The sequence below is a fragment of the Deefgea sp. CFH1-16 genome (assembly GCF_016881365.1).
GTDB lineage: Bacteria > Pseudomonadota > Gammaproteobacteria > Burkholderiales > Chitinibacteraceae > Deefgea.
Genome location: NZ_WLYT01000001.1, coordinates 659,637 through 684,088, shown reverse-complemented (window position 1 = coordinate 684,088; position 24,452 = coordinate 659,637). Strand labels below are relative to the sequence as shown.

The window sequence follows — 24,452 nt, the reverse complement described above, 5'->3', positions numbered from 1 at the left end:
TGTTTGTCTCACTCCGCACTCGGTGCGCTTGAACGGGATATTAAGCCCCAGACCGACGAGCGCGGCACGGCTGTCACATCAGTTTGCAGCAGCGTCAATGCGATTACCAATGCCAATAAATACGCTGAGTCTAGGTTGATCGAATCATTCGCTTGATGAACAAAAACGCCGTTCATTCAATGAACGGCGTTTTTTATTGGTTTTACTGCGTTGGCGAAAATTTATTTGCTGTTGTCGATGACGATTTGGCCGTTAAATTTCACTTGGCCACGGAAGAAGTAATCAACGCAGGCTTGGTAATCACCCGGATTGGCCAGGCTAAATGGCGTTTGATATGTCGCCAATTGGCAAGACCATGCTACGCCACCTGGATTATTTGGGTTGTAACCCCAGCCTTTATCCAAATAGGTTTTGGTCGCAGCGGCCGAGCCATCGGTAAAGCCTTTGGAATTACCACACGTGAGCTGCTCACCGGTAATGTCGATGCCAAGTTCTTTGGTGAACTCTTTATACGCCGCAATCCGATTGAGCGATTGCGAGACTTCGCTGCCTTTACCGCATTCAATGCCACCGTTAATGATGTAGGTGGTGGCACCAAAGCCCGGTTTCATATTGTTGGCCGCGTCCACTTGATTGGGCACCCAAGTGCCATCAATCACCCAAGTCATCGGTGGTTTTGGCGATTGTGGATACACCGCAAACCAAATCGCAGAGGCAAAATTGAGCGAAGTATCGGCAACCAGTTCGGGTTTATCGAGTAAGACATTCACATCGCCATACAGTGATTTACTGAATGGGCCGTAGTTGTAATTCCAAGAAAGTTGCTTAGAGCCACGACCAAAATAGCTCAGGTTCTGGCCTTGGGCATTTTTGCTGCACGGGTAGAAAATCGAGAAAATCGAGCTACCGGCACCGTTAAAGCAGTCTTGATAACCGCCTGTGCCGTTGCCTTCGACCATGCCTTGCTCACGCAAGAACCATAAACCTTGGCGGAAAGTCGGGATCGCTACGTTTTGCTCGAGTGTGGCTAACACCGCATTATTTTGCTCGGGATAACCACGCGCAACAGCAGGCGTGAGTGATGGCCAATTGGCGCCTGTTTCTTGTGCAAAGTGGGCAAACGAGGTGGCCAGCAGTTTTTTACAGATCAAATCGGAATCGCGGCCATCGGTATACGTTGCGCAATAGGCTGGGAATTTGGCCACCCCTTTGAGCAAGCTGTCGTAGGTGTATTTCACATTACGAACAGGGAAGAAATAATCAAATTTCGCCAAGCTCAAGACCCGTTCAACGCGTTTAACGTTGTCTGGATTGCTCGCTGCGCCGGGGCTAACGGCATTCACAATGCTATCGGGGCGAACTTGAAGCGCCGCGCGAATTCGATCAATGGTTTGGCTGTCCGCTCCGGCTTGAGCGTACAAAGCACGTTCAGCCGCGCTAAATTGCGCTGCGCTTGGATAGCCAGCGGGTGCGGCAACATAGCTAATTTGCGGCTTGTAGGCGGCCACTGGGCTGCTGGTCGGCGTTGCCGTTGGTACTGAACTTGGTGTTGCCGTTGGTGTTGCAGTTGGTGTTGCAGTTGGCGTTGCAGTTGGCGTTGCAGTTGGTGTTGCGGTTGGTGTTGCGGTTGGTGTTGCGGTTGGTGTTGCGGTTGGTGTTGCGGTTGGTGTTGCAGTTGGTGTTGCGGTTGGTGTTGCAGTAGGCGTTGCCGTTGGTTTTACCGTTGGTGTCGGCGTCGCGCCGTTGCAGCTGCCTAAGTTTTTCCACGGACCCCATTGATCGCTGGTCGATGGGATCGTGCCTTGTACCCACCATTTGGCTTCAAAAGAGATGTTGTTATACACCACGCGTTGGCCACCTTGATAGGCGGTGGCGCTATTCCACGTTGTGCTGCAATTGCTTGGGGTCGTGGGGGCTGTGGTCGGTGTCGCCGTGGGCGCAATGCTTGGCGTTGGCGTTGGCGTTGGTATTTGTGTCGGTGTCGCAGTCGCAGTGGGTAAGGCGCTTGGGCTAGGGCTCGGTTTTGCCGTTGGCGCGGTGCTGCTATTTGCCGCTACTTTCCAGAGCGTGGCCGTGGTGTCAGGCGTCCAGCCGGCGCCAACGTAAGCCGTGTGAGTAACGAGGGCGCTGTAATTGAGCCCTTTGTAACTGACGATTGTTCCTGCATTGTAAGTACTGCCTTCGCTCCATGCCGGAGTGGCGTGGGCATAAGCACTGATCATCATGGCGGGGATTGCCGCCAACATCCAACGATTCATTTCTGACATACCGTCTCCATCCTTTTATGGCACTTCGATCCGTGACGCCGCCGAGTGCTGTTTTTAAATTACAAGAACCATAGAAGAGCCGCATTCGTTGAATGGCAAGGTGGTGATGACAGAAAACGATTGCCGTTCTACTCGATTTTTGTAAGCAAAAACATATTAATATTCTGGGGATGAAAAAGACTAGTGAATTGATAAAAGTGTCAGTAATGTATTGATTTAATTCATAGTATTTCTATTGTTGAAAGTTTTTGCGTGCTTATAAAAAAGTATAATTAAAGGTAGATAGAGGTAATTAGCAAGCCAGCGCCTAAGGCTTGGGATGAAGCCAATCATTGCCAAAGTTCACCAAGACCACGCCAATAATAATCAAGGCTGCGCCGAGTAAGCGCGGCCAGCTCAAATCTTTCATCGGCATAGCAAACCAGCCAAATCGATCAAACAGCATTGAGGCAATAATTTGCCCAGTGATAATGAGCGACAACATCGTCGCTGCGCCGAGTTTAGGCGCGATCAAGGTGGTGCCAAAAACAAACACCGCGCCAAGTAGACCTCCCAACAGCATCCACGGCTCGGCTTTCGGGAGCTGCGCTAATGCACTGATTTTTTGCCCAGTTGCTAGACTGATGCAGAGTAGGGCCAGCGTACCCACCGAGAACGACACCAAGGCCGCCAGTAAAGTACTGTGGCCGATGACGGACTTGAGTTGGTTATTAATGGCCGCCTGCAAGGGAATAATGAGGCCAATGGTGAGGGCGAATAAGCTATAAAGATAAGTCATGACAACTCCAAAAAAGACTTGCGACAGCGAGCTGCGGCCATAGTAAAGAATTAAATTGATTGCCTCTAGCCTGAAACTGATTTAATTTGCGCGCCATGCGCCAAATCGTTGAGCCAAAGTGGGTTTGCATCGTGGTCTGCTTGTCATCGATGTACTCGCTATTACGGTAAGGATTGGTCAGCCAACTTGGGGGAGTCGCGATATTTGGCGCTCAAACTGAATCGATTTTAAATACGCAGCGCATTATTTTTTGCGTTGTCGTGGTATGCAAAGGCCAATAAAAATGCAACATATTAATCCGAATGATCTTTACCTATGGCTGCAAGACCCAAGCCGTGCAGCGCCTGCTTTATTAGATGTGCGCGAGCCTTGGGAAGTGGCTTTATGCCAAATTAATGGCAGTCAAAATGTGCCGATGAGTCACATCCCCAGTGAGCAAACGCGCTTAGATCCTGATGCCACTTACGTGGTGATTTGCCATCACGGCGTGCGTAGCTATCAAGTGGCGGGATTTTTGGAACGGCAAGGTTTTGAAAATATGATTAATTTAGACGGCGGGATTGCAGCGTGGGCCAATGATGTTGAGCCGAATATGGCGCGCTATTAAGCACAGGGAAGATCGAACCGTTTCTTGCCGAAAAATGTAAGGCTGATGGCATCAAGATGGCGTAGACCTGAACCGCAGTAGAACAAACCGCAGTAGAGGCAATGATGGATTTAACGCGAATTGGCGTTTTTTTTGAATTACTCGAGCGAGAGCTGGCTGGGCAGCCCGATTTGCATGCCGATTTAATGGCGGTGGTGCAATTTGAGCCGCAAATATTGCTGCCTTGGCTGGCCGTGATTGATATGGCTGAGCATAAATTGGGTGATTTAAATACCGTGGTGAAGTGGATTACCTGCCCACATGTGGCGCTCAATGGCGTGTCGCCCGCATCTCTGGTGGGGACCGCCGATGGTGTTGAGCGCGTTAGCCAATTACTCGCGCAATATGCGCCATTACCGCCATGGCGCACGCCGCCGGATGCCGCGCAATCCTAGGTCAAAGACTCTAGGTCAAAGACTGTATTTTTCGTTTAAAAAAATGCCGCTCATTTCATAGCGGCATTTTTTGTGCAGTCGTTTAATGGCTATAGCCTTCCGGTTCAGGTTTGGCTTTGTGAAAGGTAATGGTCTGCACTGGAATAATCGACGGTGGTGGCGATTTTAAAAATGTGCGGTTTCATTTTGCCCATCACATGCATTTCGCACGGCTTGCAATCAAATTTGAGCGTATAGCTTTCTTTGTCGTTCGACAGCGTCATTGGCTCGGCCTTGATTTGGCCTTTGACACCAATCACGCCTTTGGCTTGTTTCGGGCAGAGTTCAAACGAAAAACCGCAGGCAATGCTTGGTAATCATTAACGGCACTTCACCGGCTTCTTCGTGCGCCTCGTAGGCGGCAGCGATGAGTTTTACGCCGTGCTGTTGATAAAATTCACGGGCTTTTTTGTTATACACATTACCCAAAAACGACAGCGTTTCGTCGGGGTAAATCGCTGGCGGCTCAAGCGGCACTTTGCGTTCTTGCTTAGGCCATGCCGCAACGCGGGCAAGTTCGAGTTGCTCAACGGCTTCGCGGCGCAGCGCATTAATTGCCGATGCGGCCACATGCCAAGGCTGGCTCAAGTTCAGTGATACGTCTTCGGCGTAAAACATCGTATTGCCGAGTTTACCCAAACCACCAATCAAACCACTCCACGCTTTGTCGGCATTCTGTGAAACTTCGAGCGCCATCGGCGCGTCAACAGTCACCGTACAGCCGTCGGCATCGGTCATGGTGAGCGCAAGACCCGTCGCAGTTTCAGACAAATTGAGCCACACACCGATTTTACGTTCAGCGGATTTTTTGTTGAGTATCTGCTCCCAAGCATGATCCCGATTGCGGTTCATGCCAATACCTGCTTTGAGGCCAACAAGCTCACTCATCGCCTCATTGGGGAATACGCGAAATAGGCCAGCCGCTTTATCAATGGCTTCTACGGTATTGGCTTGCACGCCGACCACTTCACGTTTTTTCATGTAATTCAGACCATCGCCGTTAGCCAGTGGCTCGGTGGGGTCGATGATTTGCATTTCAAAGAATTTGTCGGTGACGCGAGTGATCGTTCCCACAGGTAGGGCCAACGTATTTGGGCGAATCAAACGCGCCGATATCGGTTTTACGCTCAGTGGCAAAATAATCGGTATGGCCGCGGTGGAAGGTTTTATCGACGTTGGGGGTAAAGAAAATCTCGCTGCGGCCACTTGATGCCGGGGCTAAATCAGGACGTTGCTCCAAAATAGCATCAAGGTGCTGACGGTAATGCGCGGTGATGTTTTTAACGTATTGCGCGTCTTTATAGCGACCCTCGATTTTGAACGAGCGCACACCAGCGTCGACCAGCAACGCGAGATTATCGGTTTGGTCGTTGTCTTTCATCGACAGCAAATGCTTATCAAACGCCACCACTTGGCCTTTGTGATCGGTCAAGGTGTACGGTAGGCGACAAGCTTGCGAGCAATCGCCGCGATTGGCGCTGCGATTGGTCGCTGCATGGCTGATATTGCATTGCCCAGAAAACGCCACGCACAAAGCGCCGTGGATAAAGTATTCAATCGTCGCGGTGTCACCAATGGCCGCGCTGATTTCGCGAATTTGCTTTACGCCCAATTCTCGCGCCAACACGATTTGCGAAAAACCAGCATCCGATAAAAATTTAGCTTTTTCAGGACTACGAATATCGCATTGCGTACTGGCGTGCAGCTGGATCGGCGGAATATCGAGTTTGAGTACGCCCATGTCTTGCACAATCAGCGCATCGACACCGGCTTCATACAGCTGAATAATTTGCTGGCGTGCCGGTTCGAGTTCGTTGTCGTGCAAAATGGTATTGAGCGTGACAAATACGCGTGAATGATAGCGATGCGCAACAGACACCAAGGCACTGATGTCTTCAATGGGATTGCTGGCATTGTGCCGCGCGCCAAAACTTGGGCCGCCGATATACACCGCATCTGCGCCGTGCAAGATCGCTTCTCGCGCGATTTCGGCGGTTTTGGCTGGGGCAAGTAATTCAAGTTGGTGCGGCAAAAGCATAATGCAATCCAGAGCAAGTCAGGCGAAGGGGCAGAAGTATAACGTATTCAAAGGCTTAGCGGTATGATTGGCTGGGATGATTTTGTGCGGGTTGGGGTGTGGATTGACGAGTGTTGTTGGGCTTACTCAATTCATTGTTTATTTTGGTTTTGTTTGTAAGTGTTGCTGCTATATAAGGTAAAGTCCGTATATTGTATGCGGCCTCGCTGGGTTTTGGGTTTTGATATGGCAATGAATAAGAAGTGGCTTGGAGTGTGGTGCTAGGGGTATTCATCAGTTTGCCAACGCATGCGGTTGACCCACGGCAGTATGGTTTGGTGGCGGATGATACCAGTCGCACCTCGATGCGTTTTCGTCAGCTACATATTGAATCGCCACGTGGACCGCGTGAGATTGAGGTCGTCAAGAAACGCAGCGTGAGCTTGCGGCAAGCGCAATATTTTGATCTTGCGGGGCAATTGGCGTATGTGGCGGTGCAATTGCCGTATGTGACTGTGGATCAATCGTTTGCAAATAGTCGCCGCCCGCAGGCTGAGGCCGATGGTATTGGTGATGTAATGTTGGGCTTTGGTGTGGGTGTCTATCGCCGGCCGGCTTTAGATCGCGAGGCGATCAAACACTATGATCGCAACGGCTTAAGTAGCGCCTGTGGGGTACAGGTCAATATTCCAACGGCCGCGTATGAAAAAAACCAATCAGCCAATATCACCGCCAATCGCTGGATGCTGTTTCCTGAGTGCCAATTGGCTTGGACGATGAAATCAATGGGTTTTTGAGGGTGTGGCGGGACTATCTTGGTTTGCCGACAATCCGGACTATAAAATCGGTCGATTTGAACAAAAAAATATATATCACTTTAAAACCATGGCGAGTTTCAGCCCGATTCCTGAGATGTGGCTGGCGGCGACTTTAGAATATCAAACCGGTGGCATGGTGACGCGTGGCGGTAGAGCTACTAATGATCAAATCAATAATTGGCTCGCTGGCGGCGCGATTAATTTTCGTTTGTCGAGGGGTAATAGTGTGCGGCTAGTGGGCGAATGGCCGGTGAGCACTGCGCAAGGCACAAGCAAAGAACGAGAAATCTCGCTGGTGCTGTCGCACGCCTGGTAAATCGGATTTAAATCAGATTTAAAGTGGACTGGCAGGAAATAAAAAACGCAGCGACCAATATTTTTGCGCTGCGTTTTTTTGATGCGGTTCAAAATAGCTGTTGATGGTTTTAAGTGCCTGCGGCACGGTGATTTACAGTCGCAGTCAGTGGCGGCCACCCTCTTTCTTTGACTCGCCAAAGAAAAGAGGGGAAAGAAAGGCGATTTTGATCTCGCCCAGCTCCGCTGTGCCCTCGATCATCGTGAGCCAAACGATATAGCTGTTTGTCTCTCTCCTCACTCGGTGCGCTTAGACGGGGTATTAAGCCCCAGCTCGACGAGCGCGACACAGCATCAACAACAAATCTGAATATTGCCCTTATTTTATGGGTATCTCACGCTAGCCAGCGGCTAGTATTATTGCTTGTGATATACCTCGGCACCGGTTTTCACGAATTCGATGGATTTGGTTTCCATGCCTTTCTTGAGCGCTTCGATTTCGCTGATGCCTTGTTTGGCGGCGAATTCGCGTACGTCTTGGGTGATTTTCATCGAGCAGAAATGCGGGCCACACATTGAGCAGAAATGCGCGACTTTGGCGCTGTCTTTGGGCAGCGTTTCATCATGAAACTCACGCGCGCGGTCTGGATCAAGGCCCAAATTGAACTGATCTTCCCAGCGGAATTCGAAACGTGCTTTAGAGAGTGCATTGTCACGAATCTGCGCGCCCGGATGACCCTTGGCCAAATCAGCGGCGTGCGCGGCGAGTTTGTACGTGATGATGCCTTCTTTCACGTCGGCTTTGTTTGGCAAGCCTAAATGCTCTTTAGGCGTTACGTAGCACAGCATCGCGCAGCCGTACCAACCGATTTGCGCAGCGCCAATCGCTGACGTAATGTGGTCGTAACCCGGTGCAATATCGGTGGTCAATGGGCCAAGGGTGTAGAACGGCGCTTCATGGCACCAGTCCAACTCTTTATCCATGTTTTCTTTGATCAATTGCATTGGCACGTGGCCTGGGCCTTCGATCATCACTTGCACGTCGTGTTTCCACGCGATTTGCGTGAGTTCACCCAATGTTTTGAGTTCGCCCAATTGCGCTTCATCATTGGCATCCCAGATTGAACCCGGACGCAAGCCATCGCCCAAACTGAAGGCAACGTCGTATTCCTTCATGATTTGGCAAATGTCTTCAAAGTGCGTGTACAAGAAGTTTTCTTGGTGATGCGCCAAGCACCATTTGGCCATAATCGAGCCGCCGCGTGACACAATACCGGTCATACGATTGGCCGTCATCGGTACGTATTGCAGCAATACGCCTGCATGAATCGTGAAGTAATCCACGCCTTGCTCTGCTTGCTCAATCAAGGTATCGCGGAACAATTCCCAAGTCAGGTCTTCAGCCTTGCCGTTGACTTTTTCTAGTGCTTGGTAGATAGGCACCGTGCCGATTGGTACTGGCGAATTACGCAAAATCCATTCGCGGGTTTCATGAATATTTTTGCCAGTCGACAAATCCATAATCGTGTCGGCACCCCAGCGGATACCCCAAGTCATTTTGTCGACTTCTTCGGTGATCGAAGACGTTACTGCAGAATTGCCGATATTGCCGTTGATTTTCACCAAGAAGTTGCGGCCAATAATCATTGGCTCCGATTCTGGGTGGTTAATATTGTTCGGGATAATGGCGCGGCCACAGGCGATTTCGCTGCGCACAAATTCTGGGGTAATCACATCCGGCATATTCGCGCCGTAGTTTTCGCCTTTGTGTTGACGATTCATCATCGCCAACATTTTGTCGCCGGTTGGGCTGTCGGTTTTGAGGCTTTCTAGGTAAGCCGCACGGTTCATGTTTTCACGAATCGCGACGTATTCCATTTCTGGGGTGATGATGCCTTGGCGGGCGTAATGCATTTGCGATACGTTTTTGCCAGCTTGCGCTTTACGCGGTTGGCGTTTGAGCTCGAAACGCAGTACATCAAGGCTTTGATCCGCTTCGCGCATGCGGCCAAATTCGCTAGTCAGGCCCGCAAGCACTTCGGTGTCGTTGCGCTCGGCAATCCACGCCGCACGAATTGGCTCTAAGCCTTTGCGCACGTCGATTTTAGCCGCTGGATCAGTGTAAGGACCTGAGCAGTCGTACACAAAAATCGGTGGGTTTTTTTCCACCGCGCCGCTGATGCTCATTTGCAATGGGGTATCAGCTTGGCTGATTTCGCGCATTGGCACTTGAATGTCAGCGCGTGAGCCTGGTACATAGATTTTGCGTGAATTAGGCAGCGGCTTGATGGCGGCTTCGTCAACGACGGCCGAATCGGCGGAAAATTCTGCTTTTGCGTTCATGGTGTTCTCCTGTGCACTGATTCAAACTCTAGTGAGTGATTCAGTCGCGCTCGTTGGCGCGTGATTTAAAAAGACGGCATAGGAGTGAGGGCGCAAAAAGTCAGCGACTCGCTTTCCTACGCCGGTATTAACCGGGTCAGGTTCCAAGGGTATATCTCATCCGATTTGCTGACGTTGTTTCTTGTGAGATTGGCCAAAAATGGCATTTTCAGAAGAAAAGTCGCTTAAATCGGAACCCCTAGCGATTCATGAATGTGAAATTAAAAGAGTTGTGGGATAATTGCAAGACAAATTGAATAATCTAATCGCCGTAGTCGGCTTGTCTTGAGGTGAAGCAAACATGGATTGGGAAAACGCACGTTATCTTTTAGTTGAGCAGCAAATTCGCCCGTGGAATGTGTTGAATCCTGTGATTCTTGCTCGGGTGCTCAATACACGCCGTGAAGATTTTGTTCCTGCGGATAAAAAAGAACTGGCTTTTGTGGATGTGGAATTGCCATTGGCACATGGCCAGCTGATGCTTGCTCCTAAGGTTGAAGCGCGTTTCTTGCAAGAAATTGACTTAAAACCCACCGACAAATTGCTGATCGTCGGCTCCGGCGCAGCTTACTTGGTGGCCTTGGCTGCCGGTTTGTGTGCGCAAGTGGTGGCAGTGGATGCGGATGTTGAATATGTGGCATTTATCAATGCCCAGCTGAAAGCCGCTGGCATTAAAAATGCGCGCGCTGAAGTTGGCGATGCTTTGGCTGCCAATAGCCAAGCCCCGTTTGACGCGATTATCGCCACTGCATCGTTCGCCCAAGCGCCTGATGCCTTGTTGGCGCAATTGGCGCAAAACGGCAGCTTGATTGCGGTGATTGGTGAAGAGCCCATGATGTACGCCACGCGCTTTCAGAAAGCAGGTGCCCAGCTTGAGCAAAAGCAGGTCTTTGATTACAACTTGCCAAGAATGCGGGTGACGATGCCTGCGTTTGAATTTTGATCGTTTGTATGGTTTAAATCAAAAAGCCAGCGCAAATGCTGGCTTTTTTCTTACAAAAAAACAAAACTGAACGTCATCGATTATAATGGTCGGCATTTTTCGATGTTTTGAATTTTTAATCTTTTTACAGAATACACGCCAATGACTGCAGTCAACGCCAGCGAGACATCTCATCACAAGCCAGATGCAGAGGAAGAAATTTCTTTATTGGATCTGGTGCTAGTCCTAACCAAACATAAAAAACTGATTATTGGTCTTCCGATTCTGGTGGCCGTGATCGCAGCCGTGGTGGCGTTCAGTTTGCCCAATCAGTACACGGCAACACTTAAAATTGCACCGTCGAAAAATGCGGCAGTGTACAACTGGGTATTGGGCAACGATCAAGTGCAAGAAGCCATCGCCAAAGAAATGAAACTGGCGGAGCACTTTGAAACAAAAGGCCGCCAAGCCACGCGCAAAGAAATGGGCAAGGCGGTTAAAGTGACGTTAAATGCCAAAGATGGCTTTTTAGATATTAATGTCACCGACGAAAACCCGGAATTTGCGGCTTTGTTAGCCAATAAAATGGGTTCAGCGTTGCAAAGTAATTTATATGCAATGCGATTATTGGATAGCTCTAAGCAGCGTTATGATTTAGAAACTCGCCGTGAAATGGCGCAAAAAAATAAAAACAAATACGATGCCGAAATTAAACAAGCCGATTTGGCCGCAATGATTAATCAATTGTCCGCTGCAGATCGTTATGGCATTACCAGCTTAGCGGCGATTCAGGCTGAATCAACGTTGCAAGGTGGCGTCAGCGATATGATGCAAAACGAATTGGTGCGAATGCAAGATCAGCTCTCGAGTTTGCAGCGATTGGTCGTTGATAGTATGAAAAAACAAAGCAATGCCAACAATACCGGCTTATGGATTGCCGCAGTCGGTGCTTTGCAGCAGCAAGCGTATTGGGATGCTTTAATTGAACGCTTAGATCGCCGCATTGATTTAATTAAAAAACAAGAGCGCGATGAATTAAAAATGACTGCTGCCGAAGTGCCTGATGAAAAATCCGGTCCGAAGCGTGTATTAATCATTTTATTGGCAACATTTGCCGCGTTATTTTTTTAAGTATTTTATGGGCATTTATTGCTGAAGCCATCACCAAATCAAGAGAAAATAGCCAGTCATTAGCGCTGTTAAGCAAAATTGCTGCGGCTTGGAGGGCAAAGTAATGCATCGTTGATGCAGGTAAATGCTAATTATTTTGCTGAAATTGCACGGTTAAAATTAATAAATTACATGTTTTATATAGAGCCATAGTGGCTATATAAATTGCACGAAAGGTAGAGATTGAATGACTATTTTAGTAACTGGCGCAGCTGGTTTTATCGGTGGTAATTTTGTTTTAGATTGGTTAGCTGGCTGTGACGAGATGGTGATTAACGTCGATAAGCTAACGTATGCCGGTAACCTCGATACCCTTAAAGGGCTAGAGGGCGATACCCGTCATTTATTTGTTCGTGCAGATATCGGTGATCGGGACATTATTGGCAAATTGCTCGCCGAATACCAACCCCGTGCAGTGATTAACTTTGCCGCCGAATCGCATGTGGATCGCTCAATTACTGGGCCAGGCGAATTTATACAAACCAATGTGGTTGGCACCTTTAATTTATTAGAAAGCGTGCGCGGTTATTGGACTGATTTGGCTGCGGAGCAAAAAGCGGCGTTTCGCTTTTTGCATGTGTCGACTGACGAAGTCTACGGCACGCTGGCAGCGGATGATCCTGCGTTTAGCGAAACTAAAGCGTTTGAACCCAATAGCCCGTATTCAGCATCAAAAGCGGCATCGGATCATTTGGTGCGTGCTTGGCACCATACTTATGGTTTGCCGGTATTAACCACTAATTGCTCAAATAATTACGGCCCATATCATTTTCCAGAAAAACTGATTCCGCTGGTAATTCTGAATGCACTGGCAGGTAAGCCGTTGCCAATTTATGGCGATGGCCAGCAAATTCGTGATTGGTTGTATGTGAAAGATCACTGCTCAGCAATTCGCCGCGTGCTTGAAGCTGGCAAAGTGGGCGAGACGTATAACGTTGGTGGCTGGAATGAAAAAGCCAATCTCGATGTGGTGCATACGATTTGTGACTTGCTGGATGAGCTGGCTCCTCGTAAGGCGGGGAATGGGGAAGAGGGAGTGGGGAATGGTGCAGTTAATCCCCAGTCCCTAATACCGAATCCCGTCACTTACCGCAGCCAAATCACTTATGTAACCGATCGCCCTGGGCATGATAGGCGCTACGCCATTGATGCGCGAAAACTCGAGCGTGAACTCGGCTGGAAACCGGCAGAGACTTTCGAATCGGGCATTCGTAAAACCGTAGAGTGGTATTTGGCCAATCAAGACTGGGTGAGCAATGTAACCAGCGGTGCTTATCGTGAGTGGGTGGAAAAGCAGTATGCGGTGAGTGGGGAGTAGGGAGTAGGGAATGGAAAAGACCCACAAGCAGCTGGAGGTATGGATACAGGCCATGCTGCTGGTAAAAATGATTTATCAAATTACCGCAACTTATCCGCGTGAAGAACTCTTTAGTTTAACCAACCAAATGAGACGCGCAGTGGTGTCGATTCCATCCAATATTGCCGAAGGTGTTGCTAGAGGATCTACCAAGGAATATGTGCATTTTTTGAATATTGCGCGTGGGTCTTTAGCAGAGTTAGATACCCAATTGGAAATTTCAAAAATGCTAGAGTATTTACCAGCAGACCATCCAGTTTTTAATCAAATTAGCACGACAGCGCGTTTGCTGACGGGCTTACATAAAAAAATGGCGTCATTAATATGACAAATCCCCAATCCCCACTCCCAACTCCCCGCATTCTACTCACGGGTAAAAACGGCCAAGTGGGTTTTGAGCTGCAGCGTAGCCTGGCCGTACTGGGTGAGGTGGTTGCGGTGGATCGCGATGATTGTGATTTATCCAATCCTGATGCCATCCGTGACTTAGTGCAACGCATTCGCCCCGATATTATCGTGAACCCGGCCGCGCATACTGCGGTAGATAAGGCCGAATCTGAAGTTGAGCTGGCAACATTACTCAATACCACCGCGCCGCAGGTTTTTGCCGACGAAGCCGCCAAGCTCGGTGCTTTGCTAGTGCATTATTCGACCGACTATGTGTTTGACGGCCGCAAAGACGGTGCGTATTTGGAAGACGACGTAACAAATCCGCAATCGGTCTACGGCAAAACCAAACTGGCCGGCGAGGACGCGATTCGTGCCAGCGGTTGTCAGCATTTGATTTTCCGTACTAGCTGGGTATTTGGCGCGCATGGCGCTAATTTTTTAAAAAAACCATGCTGCGCTTAATGCAGCAGCGCGATGCGCTGAGCGTGGTGGCCGATCAAATCGGCGCGCCAACCTCAGCAAGTTTAATCGCGGATGTGACCGCACATGCGATACGGCAGGTGATGGATAGTGGGGAGTGGGGAGTAGGGAGTAGGGATTTGGGAGTAGCAGGCAGTGCCGCGCACTTACTTCAGAGCACCGCTATCTCGATGGTCGATCAAAGTAGACTGGTAGGTGGCGAAGATGTGGTTGAGAACTTACTCCCCACTCCCCACTCCCAACTCCCTAGCATCAATGGCACCTATCATCTGGTCGCCTCAGGCGAAACCTCGTGGCATGGGTATGCGTCGCTAATCAACAAAATTGCTAACGAGCAGGGCTATACCCTAAAAATTACTAGCGAAGCGATTAAAGCGATTCCCGCAAGTGACTACCCAGTTCCCGCACCACGTCCAGCTAATTCGCGCTTGAATACGCAAAAGTTGCAAAGCACTTTTGGGTTAGAGCTACCCGATTGGCAAGTCGGTGTGCAGCAAGTGATGACGCAATTGATGGATGTAAAGTGAAGGAGATTGCAATGACTATTTCTTATGAACAAGACATTGTTGCGTGGGCTAGCGAGCAAGCGAGGTTGATTCGTGCAGGGCGCTTTGAACTGCTGGATTTAGCGCATATTGCCGAGGAGATTGAAGACGTGGGTAAAAGCGAACAACGTGAATTGGCGAACCGAATGGCATTACTACTAGCGCACTTGCTCAAATGGCAATATCAGCCAGACAGACAAGGAAGCAGCTGGAAAAATACGATCCGTGAACAGCGCAAGGCGTTGAGCCGACGCCTAGAAAATACCCCCAGCCTAAAAGCGAGTTTGAATGATCGCGGTTGGTGGGACGATGCATGGCTAGATGCACGTGAAGCTGCCGATAAAGAAACTCAACTTGGATTTGATATTTTTCCAGAGGCTTGCCCATGGACGAGTGATGAAGTGTTGGGGGATTGGCTACCCGGGTGATAGTGCAACTTTGAATTAATGGCAATGTGGGCATGTAAAGAATTCCATAAAGTCGCACCACGAGTGTGAAGGATAAATCATGATACATATTGAATCCGCAAAATATTTGGATGGCTATTGTATTCAATTGAAATTCAATACCGATGAAATCGGTCTTGTTGATTTAACTGAGTTGATTAATCGCTACCCAATTGCCCAGCAACTGAAAGATAAAGCACTATTTTCGCAATTTTATCTTGATGAATGGCCCACGTTAGCGTGGCCCTGCGGATTTGATGTGAGCCCAGAAACACTGTATGAAATGGCGACGGGTAAAACCGTTTCGTGGCTTAAACAAGCATAATCCATGACAAAAAATGGCAAAAATGACTAATCCCCAATCTCTAATCGCAAATCCTAGCCGTAAAGGTATTATTTTAGCCGGTGGTTCGGGTACTCGACTTTACCCCGCTACGATCGCCGTATCGAAGCAATTGCTACCGATTTACGATAAACCGATGATTTATTACCCGCTGAGCACGCTATTGCTCGCAGGTATTCGCGATATTTTGATTATCTCTACCCCACAAGACACTCCACGCTTTGAGCAATTGCTCGGCGACGGTAGCCAATGGGGTATCAAACTGCAATACGCGGTACAGCCAAGTCCAGATGGTCTGGCGCAAGCCTTTATTATTGGCGAAGAATTTATCGGCCAAGATAATGTGGCTCTGGTGCTGGGCGATAATATTTTTTATGGTCATGAATTTGCTGATTTATTAAAAACCGCTGCGGATAAAGAAAATGGCGCTAGCGTTTTTGCTTATCACGTGAATGATCCAGAGCGCTATGGTGTGGTTGATTTTGATGCAACTGGTAAAGCTCTTTCTATCGAAGAAAAACCACTGAAACCGAAATCTAATTATGCAGTCACTGGTTTATATTTTTATGACAATAGCGTAATTAATGTTGCTAAAAATATTAAACCTTCGTCACGTGGCGAACTAGAAATTACCGATGTGAATGCAGTCTATCTACAGCAAAATCAATTAGATGTAAAAATTATGCATCGTGGTTATGCTTGGCTGGATACGGGTACGCATGAGTCAATGCTCGATGCTAGCCAGTTCATCCAAACGATTGAAACTCGGCAGGGCTTGAAGGTTTGCTGCCCAGAAGAAATTGCCTATCGCAAAGGTTGGATTGATGCCGCTCAAGTAGAAAAACTCGCCCAACCGCTAAAGAAAAACGCCTACGGCCAATACCTGCTGAGCATGATTAAATAATCATTTATTAAAAGTGGGGTGCATTAAGCGCAGCGAACTGCACCTCCGACTTATAAATAAAAGGAACTGAGAATTTGGCGTTGGGTTGCTGGTGATTTTTAATCCCTATTCCCCACACCGTACTCCCTGAACTATGAATATTATTGATACCCAAATCCCCGACGTTAAAATCATTGAGCCACAAGTATTTGGTGATGAACGTGGGTTTTTTTATGAGAGCTTTAATCAAGCCAAATTTGAAACTGCGATTGGGCGTAAAGTTAACTTTGTTCAGGACAATCATTCCAAGTCGGTGAAAGGCGTTTTGCGCGGTCTGCATTATCAGATTCAGCATCCGCAAGGCAAATTAGTTCGCTGTACACAAGGTGAAGTATTTGATGTGGCGGTCGATCTGCGTAAAACGTCACCGACCTTTGGTCAATGGGTTGGTGTAACACTTTCGGAAGAAAATAAACGTCAACTCTGGATCCCTGAAGGCTTTGCCCATGGATTTATGGTGGTGAGTGAAACTGCTGAGTTTTTATATAAAACGACTGATTATTGGTTTCCAGAGTTTGAACGTAGCTTGCTGTGGAATGATCAAGAGTTAAATATTCAATGGCCTTTAGATATTGAACCTCAGCTGTCCAAAAAAGATCAAGCGGGTATTGCCTTTGATCAGCAGGCTTTATTAAAAGATTTTATTAATGAATGACGATGTTGAAATTTTTATTGGCACACAGTCAAATGTAGTGTTTTCTGAGTTGGTTTGGGATGTTTTCTTTAAATCTAGAGAACGTGGAATTTCATTAAAAAAACACTTTCCTTTTCTTTTGAGTGGCTCAGATAATATTTATTTTATTCTATGTAAAAAAGCTGGCCGTGTCATTGGTGGCTTAGTTCTGAAGCGATGTGTGCATGCTGAAATTGGGGCTTATGGGATTATTGGACTTGTTTGTGTGGAAAGCGAATTTAGAGGCTGTGGTATAGCAAAATTATTATTAGATCGTTCAATTAAATTTTCGAAAGATATTGGTCTTTCAGCTTGCACTTTATGGACACGATTCCCTGCTGTATATATTAGGCAAGGTTTTGAAATGGTAGGAAAAGCATTTTCAGGTTCAATAGATTTTTTTTGATGAAGAATTAATTTTTAATCAGAAATTTGAACAGTTTGATTTAGCTGTTATTCCTTCATTTGCAATTTCAGGCTGTAAAGTAGTTGTTGATGTTTCTTCATTTAGTTATGTAGATAATGGTTCTATTAGAACACTTGTCGATTGGTCAGGTGATCCCGATGTGGTATTTTCTGCCATTAGAAATTTGATGCCGCGTAGAATTAAATTTTTATTATCTAGCGATGATTGTTTAATAAAAAAAAATTGATAAAGAGTATGGGGTTGTCACTCTTGATGAAGAAGCAAATCAGATGTGGTTAGTTTTCGATTCTAATTTTAATGTGAATACCATACATGAAAAAATTTGGATTGGTTTGTTAGATAGAATTTAGGAAAAAAATGCTTCCACTAATTAAAGTAGGTTTGCCAGAAAGTAATAAACTAATGCCAATGCTAGAGCAGGTGCTTTATAGCGGTATGTTGGCAGAAGGTGAGCCAGTTTATGAATTTGAACGTCAATTTTCGCAGCATTTTGGGCTTGATCGTGCAATTGCAATGTCGAGTGGTACTGCTGCATTACATGCTGCCCTGGTTTTGGCCGGTGTCACTGCGGATGATGAGGTTATTACTACGAGCATGACCGCAGAACCTACGAATGTAGTTATTTTACAGGTTGGAGCAACTCCAGTATTTGCTGATGTTGACATTAATTCTGGTAATTTGGATCCGGCGGATATTGAGCGGAAAATAACAAATAAAACCCGTGCAATTGTAGTGGTTCATTACGCTGGAATTCCTGTTCGCTTAGCAGAAATTGCAGAGATTGCTCAACGCCATAGGATACCTTTGATTGAAGATTGCGCTCACGCACTTGGCGCTCAATACAATGATAAAGGCATTGGTTGTATTGGAGATTTCGCAATCTTCTCGTTCCAAGCCATTAAGCACATGACGACGGTAGATGGTGGTGTGCTCACTTTTAAGGATGAGTCTTTATTGCGGGCAGCCAAGAAGTTTAGATGGTTTGGGCTCGAGAAAGGTATTCCGCGCACCGAAATCGATATTACAAGCGTGGGTTATAAATACAATATGCATAATGTAGCGGCCACCATTGGTTTGGCGCAGCTTGAAGGATTGATAATGTTATTAGTCGGCATCAAGCTAACGGTCATTATTTTGACGAGCATATTTCTAATATTTCTGGACTGTACATTCCTCAATTTGATGCTGCAGCGAAGCCTAGCTATTGGCTCTATACGGTATTGTCTGATGATTCTGCCGATGTTGAAAAGCGACTTTCAGAGATTGGAGTGGCCGCTAACAAATTACATCGCCCCAATCACTATCACAGTATATTCAAACCATATGCAGCAGTACTTCCACAGCTTGAAAAATACTACCAGCGCATGATACATATCCCGTGCGGTTGGTGGGTAACCGATGAAGATCGAGAAAGAATAGTTAATGCTTTAAAGCGGGGTTAAGTGTGAAGCCTGTTTCATTATTTAGTGTATTTAATTCGCCAGAAATGGAAAGCATTGCCATTGAGGTATTGCGGAGTGGCCGTATTGCTGGAGGCGAGTATGTGCCTAAGTTTGAGTCTGGCTTGGCACGCTTGCTTGATGTGGAGCATGTTGTAACGACTGTCGATATGACCAGTGCGATTCATTTGGCTTTGTATCTTTCGGGTGTAAGAGCTGGTGATGAAGTCATTACCTCTCCATTTGCATGTCTTGCGACAAATTCGCCAATTGCTGCTATGGGGGCAACCGCTGTTTGGTCCGATGTATCTCCACAAAGTGTATGTATTGACGCAAAGTCATTGCTTTCATTAATTACAGCTAAAACTAAAGCCGTTATTTTATATCATGTTGCAGGTTACCCTGGACCAGTAGCTGAAATTGCGAGGATTTGCCGCGAGCATGGTATTGCATTAATTGAAGATTGTGATAATGCACTTTTAGCGAAGTATGAAGGCAAAAATGTTGGCGCATGGGGTGATTTTGCTGTTTATTCTTTTTATCCCAATCGGCAAATTAATACTACTGAGGGTGGTGCATTAGTTTGTCGAACGCCCGAAAGCGCTGCAGATGCTCGTCGGTTACGCCGCTTGGGTATTAATTTAAATAAGTTCAGGCGCGCTGATGGTGAAATCAATCCGGCTGAAGATATTGTGGAAGCCGGCTGGGCTTATACAATGAATAATTTCTGCGCCGCTCTAGGATTTGTCCAATTATCTGATGTTGAAATACGAGTTGCTAAGGCGCGTCGCCATGCTGCGTATTTAGATGAACGTTTTATGACGCATGCCAGTATAAAATTAATCAAGCCACTTGATCAAAGTGTACCAGCCTATTGGGTTTATCTTATTAGCACACCAAAACGTGATGAAGTATTGGCAACGCTAAAAAAGCAAGGTATTTCAGCTTCGATTCTACATAATTTGAATAGCACATATAGTTGTTTTAATGAACATATATCGAGCAGAAACTTACCAAATTCAATTAAATTGCAAGCGAGTATTATGGCGTTGCCTTGTGGTTGGTGGCTTGATAATACAGATGTAAAATATATTGCGGATATAGTCTTGGCTGCTGCGTAAATTTAATTGGAATAAAAATGCAGTCAGTATTCAGAAGGAAAGGGTTAGTTGACTTAGTAATGCTATTTTTTAGCAAAGCAGGTGGCGTGCTCGTGGGGGTTGTTTTTCTGCCCTTGTATAGCAAGTTATTAGGTGTAGATCAGTTTAGTGTATTGGTTGTTATTTTGTCGATTCAAGCATTACTATTAATGCTAGATTTCGGAATGGCAACTATTGTTGGGCGTGAGTTAGCTATGGAATCTGAGCCCATAGAAAAAATAAATACCTATTTTAGCTCTATAGCTTTCTTGACGCTAATTTATATGGTTGTTACATTTTTATTTATAAGCGCACATGGATTTTTCGATTATTTAAATGAAATAACTATAGGAAATTTTTTGCTTGCTATTACGTTGTTTTTTACGAGTGTTTTACAAAATACCATCACAACGGCACTCATTTCGATACAGAAATATAAATTAGCAAGTGCCATTCAAGCTGTCGCTGTTTTAATTAAAGCAATTTGTACATTGTTGGTGTTGAAATATGTTACGTCATCAGTTAATGGGTTTTTAATCGTGCATTGTAGTTTGGGTATTCTGCATGTTTTAATATTACATCGTGTTTTTATTGGAATAAACACGTTTAAAGACTGTCGAAATAGGGGGCGGATTACTCTCGCTGGGCTAAAAAAGGTGGCCATGTCTGGCCGACCACTCTTTTTGTTTGGTGTTGCTGGTGCTTTAGCATTGCAGGCGGATAAATTAATAATTTCACACTATATGTCTGCCGCAGAGGTATCAGCTTATTTTTTTGCAATGACATTTTGTATGACGCCACTGGCAATCTTAGGTGGGCCTATTGCACAATATTTTCAACCCAAAATAGTTTCGGCGGTGACACAAATAAAAAATGAAGAAATACTTCATTTAGTTAAATATTTTGTATTTGCTATGATTGGAGTTATTTTATCTATTTCTATATTTTTGCTATTTTTTCGTGATGACATATTAAATATGTGGCTTAGTTCTTTTCCTTTTGTTCCTTTGGTGTCCAAGTATGTAGCAATTTTAATGCCTGGGCTAGCCATTGGTGCGCTAGGATTTATTCCATTTGTATTTTTAACCTCGATTCAAGATTTTAATTTTCAAGCTAGAATTTCTGTCTTACTTACAATGATTTTGATTTTCTGTATTTTCATAGGCTCATGGCTTAATAGATTAGATTTTATTTGCGTGAGTTATGCGATATACCATTCTTGTTCGACTATTTTATCTTGGGGGCGCTCTGTAATGCTTCGTCAAGTTAGACGGTACACCGTCTATGCCGCATCACTAGCAATTGGCCCAGTATTATTGTTTCTTATTATTTGTTTATTTTTATTGAAATAGCTTATTCGGAGTTGTAAATGTTTGATGATAAAGTCTTGATGATCACTGGTGGTACGGGTTCATTCGGGAATACTGTATTGAATCGATTTTTAAACACAAATGTGCGTGAGATCATCGTATTTAGTCGGGATGAAAAAAAACAAGAAGATATGAGGATTGCAATTAGTAATCCAAAAGTAAAATTTCATATCGGGGATACGCGGGACTATACCAGTGTCAGACAGTCTATGCGGGGCGTGGATTATGTATTTCATGCTGCGGCATTAAAGCAGGTTCCATCATGTGAGTTTTACCCAATGGAGGCTGTGAGAACAAATGTAATTGGTACAGAAAATGTACTAAATGCAGCTATCGACGCGGGTGTAAAACGCGTTATTTTATTAAGTACAGATAAGGCCGTATATCCAATTAATGCCATGGGTATTTCTAAAGCAATGGCAGAAAAAGTATTGGTCGCCAAATCGCGTACCGTACCTGCTGGCGGCACGGTAATGTGTGCAACACGCTATGGAAATGTAATGGCATCTCGCGGTTCCGTAATTCCCCTATTTATTGAAAAAATAAAAGCAGGGTTGCCATTAACGGTTACAGATCCCAATATGACTCGTTTTTTAATGTCTCTTGAAGATTCGGTAGATCTGGTGTTGCATGCATTTGAACATGGTGAGCAAGGTGATATTTTTGTCCAAAAAGCACCAGCAAGCACTATCGGTGATTTAACTGTTGCCATTAAAGAATTATTAAACAGTGATGCAGTCGTTAATATTATCGGTACTCGGCACGGAGAGAAATTGTATGAATCTTTAGTCTCTCGTGAGGAAATGGTCAAAGCGAAAGATATGGGGCGTTATTACCGTATCCCTGCCGATAATCGAGATTTGAATTATGATAAATTTATTTTAGAGGGGCAACCTGAAGCCAATAATGTTGATGATTATACTTCTCATAATACAAATATGCTAAATGTTGTTGAGATTAAAAATCTGTTATTGACATTAGATTATGTAAAAAAAGTATTGAATTAAAAGTGAAAAAATCATGCTGCTAAGTGTAATCATACCAACTCATAATCGAGCACGTTATGCAATCCCAACGATTAAATCGGTACTCTCCATTTCAGATGAAATTCAAGTTGTTGTTTCAGATACTAGCCTAGTTTGATGATATTTCGCCTTTTTTCTCTGTCGGTTATTCTTCAGATCAATTGAAAATAGTACGTCCACCTAATTCAATTAGCGTTGTTGATAATTTTAATATTGCATTAAATGCCGCAGATGGTGATTATTTAGTATTTATTGGTGATGATGATTTTGTCAGTGATGAGATATTATGTTTTTAGCAAAATGGGCTAGCAATAACTCTTTCGATTGTTTGAAGTTCAATTTTCCTGCTTTTTATTATTGGCCTGATTTTCACCATAAGACGCGAGGTGATTCTTACGCTGGGACTCTTCACATCACTCCATTTTCAGGTGTTGTAGAGCGACATCCTACACGTAAGGCATTGTCTTATGCTTTGTGTAATTTCGGAGGTGGTGTTTTTGAAATGCCTAGAGCTTATTCGGGAATGATTTCATCCAAACTGATTGATAAAATTATTAAAAAATATGGTTTTTTATTTGGTGGTGTAAGTCCTGATATTTTTAGTTCTGCACTAATTTCAATAGAGTCAAAAGATTGCTATTTAGTAGATTATCCTGTGATAATACCAGGCGCTTCAGGTGCAAGTACAACTGGTCAGAGTGCAAATGGCGGTCATCGTGGTGATCTTCGTAATAATCCACATATCTCTCCATTTAAGGATCTTGTTTGGGATACAAGAGTTCCTGATTTTTACTCAGTACCTACTGTTTGGTCATTTTCTTTGTTGAAGGCGGTAGAAATACTTAATGAAAACGACCCTAGTCTCAATTTAAAGCCAGATTTTAGTCGACTTTTTTTAAAATGCATGATTTATCATCCTAATGAAATTTCTAGGTTAGTGATCCCAGTGAAGGAAGTAATTCGTACCGAGGGTAAGTTTAAATTTTTCTTCAGTTTTTTCTGTGCTATCTTTTTTGAGTTTGCATGGGGGGTTAAACGTATACTTAATCGCTTGATTGCTCGGCGTGTTAAAAAAAATGTAATTGTTCTAAATGGTTTAATTAGTACAGAAGCTGCTGCTGAGCAATTACGAAATTTGGTGAGAGCTCAAAAAAATAAGCTTAAAATATGATCGTATATATAATCCCTTATTTGTATCTGTTGGCTTTATTTGGGGTTGCATGCTGGATAAAGTATGACAGTGTGGCTGAATCATACCTGCCATTTTTTTTTTTAGTATTGGTATGATCCCTGCATTTTTTATAATTGTGTTGCGAGGGAACGTTGGTACCGATACTGCAGTATACCTGCAAATGGTTCTTGATATCCTATCGGGGATGGAGGTTGATACCGAGTATGGATTTGTTTTAGTTGTGAAGTTTTTTGATTTTCTTGGATTTAACTCTCACTTTATTGTTAATTTTATTTCTGGGTTTGTAGTTATTTATTCTGTATTTATTTTTTCAAGTAGTCGTGAGAAATTTTGTGTTTTTGTTATGTTGATATTTCCATATTTTTTATATGACATGTCAATGAATGGGATTAGGTATGGTGTTTCTTTTTTGCTAGCATTTCATGCCGCTATTGCATATAAAAATAAAGATATAGTATTTACATGTTTTTTGATTGTATTGAGCATTGCAATGCAAATGTCAGGGATTTTAGTTTTTGTATTGCTGCTGTTACCTTCATTCAGGAAACGTGATGTATTCATAATTACTATTTTTATTTCTATAAGTGTTACTTTTTTTTATTGATAGACTGTTATATAAATTTTTAGTTTATCAAGATCTTGAGTCTCCTAGTGGTCTGTCAGGTTTGGTTCCTATTGTTATTTTTATGTCAACAGCCCTCGCTGTTTATTTTCTTAAGCTAGGGCTTTCAAAGAAATATTTAATTTTCCTTGCTTTCCTTGAATTGTGTGCCTTTTTTTTGGGTCGATACACATACGCTGGCCTGCGTTTGCAATTACTTGTTCTTTTTGTGTTTTTTTTGTTCTATTTCTGAGTTGAATTTTAGTTCAAATTATTCGAAATTTAGGTATTCTATATTATGTTTTTTTATAATTGGTACTTTAGCATTTTCTGGAAAAGTTAAAAATTTTGTTG

27 protein-coding genes, 1 pseudogene and 1 riboswitch are annotated in these 24,452 nt (G+C 44.8%); of the genes and pseudogenes, 22 read left to right on the top strand and 6 right to left on the bottom strand.

Annotated features, from left to right (window positions below; all coding sequences use genetic code 11):
* Positions 1-221: 221 nt before the first annotated feature.
* The gene (locus GKO28_RS03635) at positions 222-2,267 is read right to left on the bottom strand and encodes a glycoside hydrolase family 19 protein (RefSeq protein ID WP_203563889.1); all 2,046 of its coding nucleotides are present in this window, start codon (positions 2,265-2,267) and stop codon (positions 222-224) included.
* Positions 2,268-2,574: 307 nt separating this feature from the next.
* Positions 2,575-3,045, bottom strand: a complete 471-nt coding sequence (locus tag GKO28_RS03630) for a DMT family transporter (protein WP_182075395.1) — start codon at positions 3,043-3,045, stop codon at positions 2,575-2,577.
* Between the two features lie 283 nt (positions 3,046-3,328).
* Here GKO28_RS03630 and GKO28_RS03625 point away from each other — a divergent pair, with 283 nt between their 5' ends.
* Positions 3,329-3,652, top strand: a complete 324-nt coding sequence (locus GKO28_RS03625) for a rhodanese-like domain-containing protein (protein ID WP_182075394.1) — start codon at positions 3,329-3,331, stop codon at positions 3,650-3,652.
* Between the two features lie 101 nt (positions 3,653-3,753).
* Positions 3,754-4,086, top strand: coding sequence for an MbcA/ParS/Xre antitoxin family protein (locus GKO28_RS03620; RefSeq protein ID WP_182075393.1), 333 nt, complete (start codon positions 3,754-3,756; stop codon positions 4,084-4,086).
* 104 nt (positions 4,087-4,190) lie between these two features.
* Here GKO28_RS03620 and GKO28_RS21040 read toward each other — a convergent pair whose 3' ends face one another.
* The 3 genes from GKO28_RS21040 to GKO28_RS21030 are packed head-to-tail and all read right to left on the bottom strand — an operon-like array spanning position 4,191 to position 6,163.
* Positions 4,191-4,385, bottom strand: coding sequence for a hypothetical protein (locus tag GKO28_RS21040; RefSeq protein WP_282099222.1), 195 nt, complete (start codon positions 4,383-4,385; stop codon positions 4,191-4,193).
* A 25-nt stretch (positions 4,386-4,410) separates the two neighbouring features.
* On the bottom strand, positions 4,411-5,199 hold the full coding sequence (locus tag GKO28_RS21035) for a DUF3656 domain-containing protein (protein ID WP_307838940.1): 789 nt from the start codon (positions 5,197-5,199) through the stop codon (positions 4,411-4,413).
* The gene (locus GKO28_RS21030) at positions 5,162-6,163 is read right to left on the bottom strand and encodes a peptidase U32 family protein (RefSeq protein ID WP_282099221.1); all 1,002 of its coding nucleotides are present in this window, start codon (positions 6,161-6,163) and stop codon (positions 5,162-5,164) included. The genes GKO28_RS21035 and GKO28_RS21030 overlap by 38 nt, the downstream gene beginning before the upstream one ends.
* 242 nt (positions 6,164-6,405) lie before the next feature.
* Between GKO28_RS21030 and GKO28_RS03610 the strand changes: the two genes are divergently transcribed.
* Both GKO28_RS03610 and GKO28_RS03605 read left to right on the top strand, forming a co-directional pair.
* Complete coding sequence (locus tag GKO28_RS03610; RefSeq protein ID WP_182075392.1) at positions 6,406-6,939, top strand: transporter; 534 nt, start codon at positions 6,406-6,408, stop codon at positions 6,937-6,939.
* A 4-nt stretch (positions 6,940-6,943) separates the two neighbouring features.
* Complete coding sequence (locus GKO28_RS03605) at positions 6,944-7,276, top strand: hypothetical protein (protein ID WP_182075391.1); 333 nt, start codon at positions 6,944-6,946, stop codon at positions 7,274-7,276.
* Positions 7,277-7,671: 395 nt separating this feature from the next.
* Here GKO28_RS03605 and thiC read toward each other — a convergent pair whose 3' ends face one another.
* Positions 7,672-9,597, bottom strand: a complete 1,926-nt coding sequence (gene thiC / locus GKO28_RS03600) for a phosphomethylpyrimidine synthase ThiC (RefSeq protein ID WP_182075390.1) — start codon at positions 9,595-9,597, stop codon at positions 7,672-7,674.
* A 96-nt stretch (positions 9,598-9,693) separates the two neighbouring features.
* Positions 9,694-9,847: riboswitch (TPP riboswitch) on the bottom strand.
* A 90-nt stretch (positions 9,848-9,937) separates the two neighbouring features.
* Here thiC and GKO28_RS03595 point away from each other — a divergent pair.
* The 18 genes and pseudogenes from GKO28_RS03595 to GKO28_RS03515 all read left to right on the top strand — a co-directional run bounded on the left by GKO28_RS03595 (position 9,938) and on the right by GKO28_RS03515 (position 24,101).
* The gene (locus tag GKO28_RS03595; protein WP_182075389.1) at positions 9,938-10,579 is read left to right on the top strand and encodes a protein-L-isoaspartate O-methyltransferase; all 642 of its coding nucleotides are present in this window, start codon (positions 9,938-9,940) and stop codon (positions 10,577-10,579) included.
* A gap of 141 nt (positions 10,580-10,720) precedes the next feature.
* Positions 10,721-11,689 carry a Wzz/FepE/Etk N-terminal domain-containing protein gene (locus GKO28_RS03590; RefSeq protein WP_182075388.1) on the top strand — a complete coding sequence of 323 codons (969 nt, stop codon included), beginning with the start codon at positions 10,721-10,723 and terminating at the stop codon, positions 11,687-11,689.
* Positions 11,690-11,915: 226 nt separating this feature from the next.
* The gene (rfbB, locus tag GKO28_RS03585; RefSeq protein ID WP_182075387.1) at positions 11,916-13,046 is read left to right on the top strand and encodes a dTDP-glucose 4,6-dehydratase; all 1,131 of its coding nucleotides are present in this window, start codon (positions 11,916-11,918) and stop codon (positions 13,044-13,046) included.
* Positions 13,047-13,056: 10 nt separating this feature from the next.
* On the top strand, positions 13,057-13,413 hold the full coding sequence (locus tag GKO28_RS03580; RefSeq protein WP_182075386.1) for a four helix bundle protein: 357 nt from the start codon (positions 13,057-13,059) through the stop codon (positions 13,411-13,413).
* Entirely contained in the window at positions 13,410-13,937 is a 528-nt protein-coding gene (locus tag GKO28_RS03575) for an NAD(P)-dependent oxidoreductase (protein ID WP_247646331.1), read from the top strand. The genes GKO28_RS03580 and GKO28_RS03575 overlap by 4 nt, the downstream gene beginning before the upstream one ends.
* The gene (locus GKO28_RS03570; RefSeq protein WP_247646328.1) at positions 13,925-14,482 is read left to right on the top strand and encodes a sugar nucleotide-binding protein; all 558 of its coding nucleotides are present in this window, start codon (positions 13,925-13,927) and stop codon (positions 14,480-14,482) included. Before GKO28_RS03575 ends, GKO28_RS03570 begins: the two co-directional genes overlap by 13 nt.
* A gap of 11 nt (positions 14,483-14,493) precedes the next feature.
* On the top strand, positions 14,494-14,928 hold the full coding sequence (locus GKO28_RS03565; protein WP_182075385.1) for a DUF29 domain-containing protein: 435 nt from the start codon (positions 14,494-14,496) through the stop codon (positions 14,926-14,928).
* 79 nt (positions 14,929-15,007) lie between these two features.
* Positions 15,008-15,271, top strand: coding sequence for a DUF2442 domain-containing protein (locus GKO28_RS03560; RefSeq protein WP_182075384.1), 264 nt, complete (start codon positions 15,008-15,010; stop codon positions 15,269-15,271).
* 22 nt (positions 15,272-15,293) lie between these two features.
* Complete coding sequence (gene rfbA / locus GKO28_RS03555) at positions 15,294-16,193, top strand: glucose-1-phosphate thymidylyltransferase RfbA (RefSeq protein ID WP_182075383.1); 900 nt, start codon at positions 15,294-15,296, stop codon at positions 16,191-16,193.
* 133 nt (positions 16,194-16,326) lie between these two features.
* Positions 16,327-16,887 (top strand): dTDP-4-dehydrorhamnose 3,5-epimerase, encoded by a 561-nt coding sequence (gene rfbC, locus GKO28_RS03550; RefSeq protein ID WP_182075382.1) that lies wholly within the window; start codon positions 16,327-16,329, stop codon positions 16,885-16,887.
* Positions 16,880-17,311 (top strand): GNAT family N-acetyltransferase, encoded by a 432-nt coding sequence (locus GKO28_RS03545; RefSeq protein ID WP_182075381.1) that lies wholly within the window; start codon positions 16,880-16,882, stop codon positions 17,309-17,311. The genes rfbC and GKO28_RS03545 overlap by 8 nt, the downstream gene beginning before the upstream one ends.
* Before the next feature lie 378 nt (positions 17,312-17,689).
* Positions 17,690-18,774, top strand: a pseudogene (locus tag GKO28_RS03540) (DegT/DnrJ/EryC1/StrS family aminotransferase).
* A gap of 2 nt (positions 18,775-18,776) precedes the next feature.
* Positions 18,777-19,892, top strand: coding sequence for a DegT/DnrJ/EryC1/StrS aminotransferase family protein (locus tag GKO28_RS03535; RefSeq protein ID WP_182075380.1), 1,116 nt, complete (start codon positions 18,777-18,779; stop codon positions 19,890-19,892).
* A 17-nt stretch (positions 19,893-19,909) separates the two neighbouring features.
* A complete protein-coding gene (locus GKO28_RS03530; RefSeq protein WP_182075379.1) occupies positions 19,910-21,262 on the top strand; it encodes a lipopolysaccharide biosynthesis protein in 1,353 nt (450 codons plus the stop codon).
* Positions 21,263-21,279: 17 nt separating this feature from the next.
* Positions 21,280-22,287, top strand: a complete 1,008-nt coding sequence (locus GKO28_RS03525) for a polysaccharide biosynthesis protein (protein ID WP_182075378.1) — start codon at positions 21,280-21,282, stop codon at positions 22,285-22,287.
* 179 nt (positions 22,288-22,466) lie between these two features.
* A complete protein-coding gene (locus GKO28_RS22625; protein WP_374220708.1) occupies positions 22,467-22,601 on the top strand; it encodes a hypothetical protein in 135 nt (44 codons plus the stop codon).
* Positions 22,592-23,476 carry a hypothetical protein gene (locus tag GKO28_RS03520; RefSeq protein ID WP_182075377.1) on the top strand — a complete coding sequence of 295 codons (885 nt, stop codon included), beginning with the start codon at positions 22,592-22,594 and terminating at the stop codon, positions 23,474-23,476. The genes GKO28_RS22625 and GKO28_RS03520 overlap by 10 nt, the downstream gene beginning before the upstream one ends.
* A 79-nt stretch (positions 23,477-23,555) precedes the next feature.
* Entirely contained in the window at positions 23,556-24,101 is a 546-nt protein-coding gene (locus tag GKO28_RS03515) for an EpsG family protein (protein ID WP_307839076.1), read from the top strand.
* Positions 24,102-24,452: the final 351 nt, after the last annotated feature.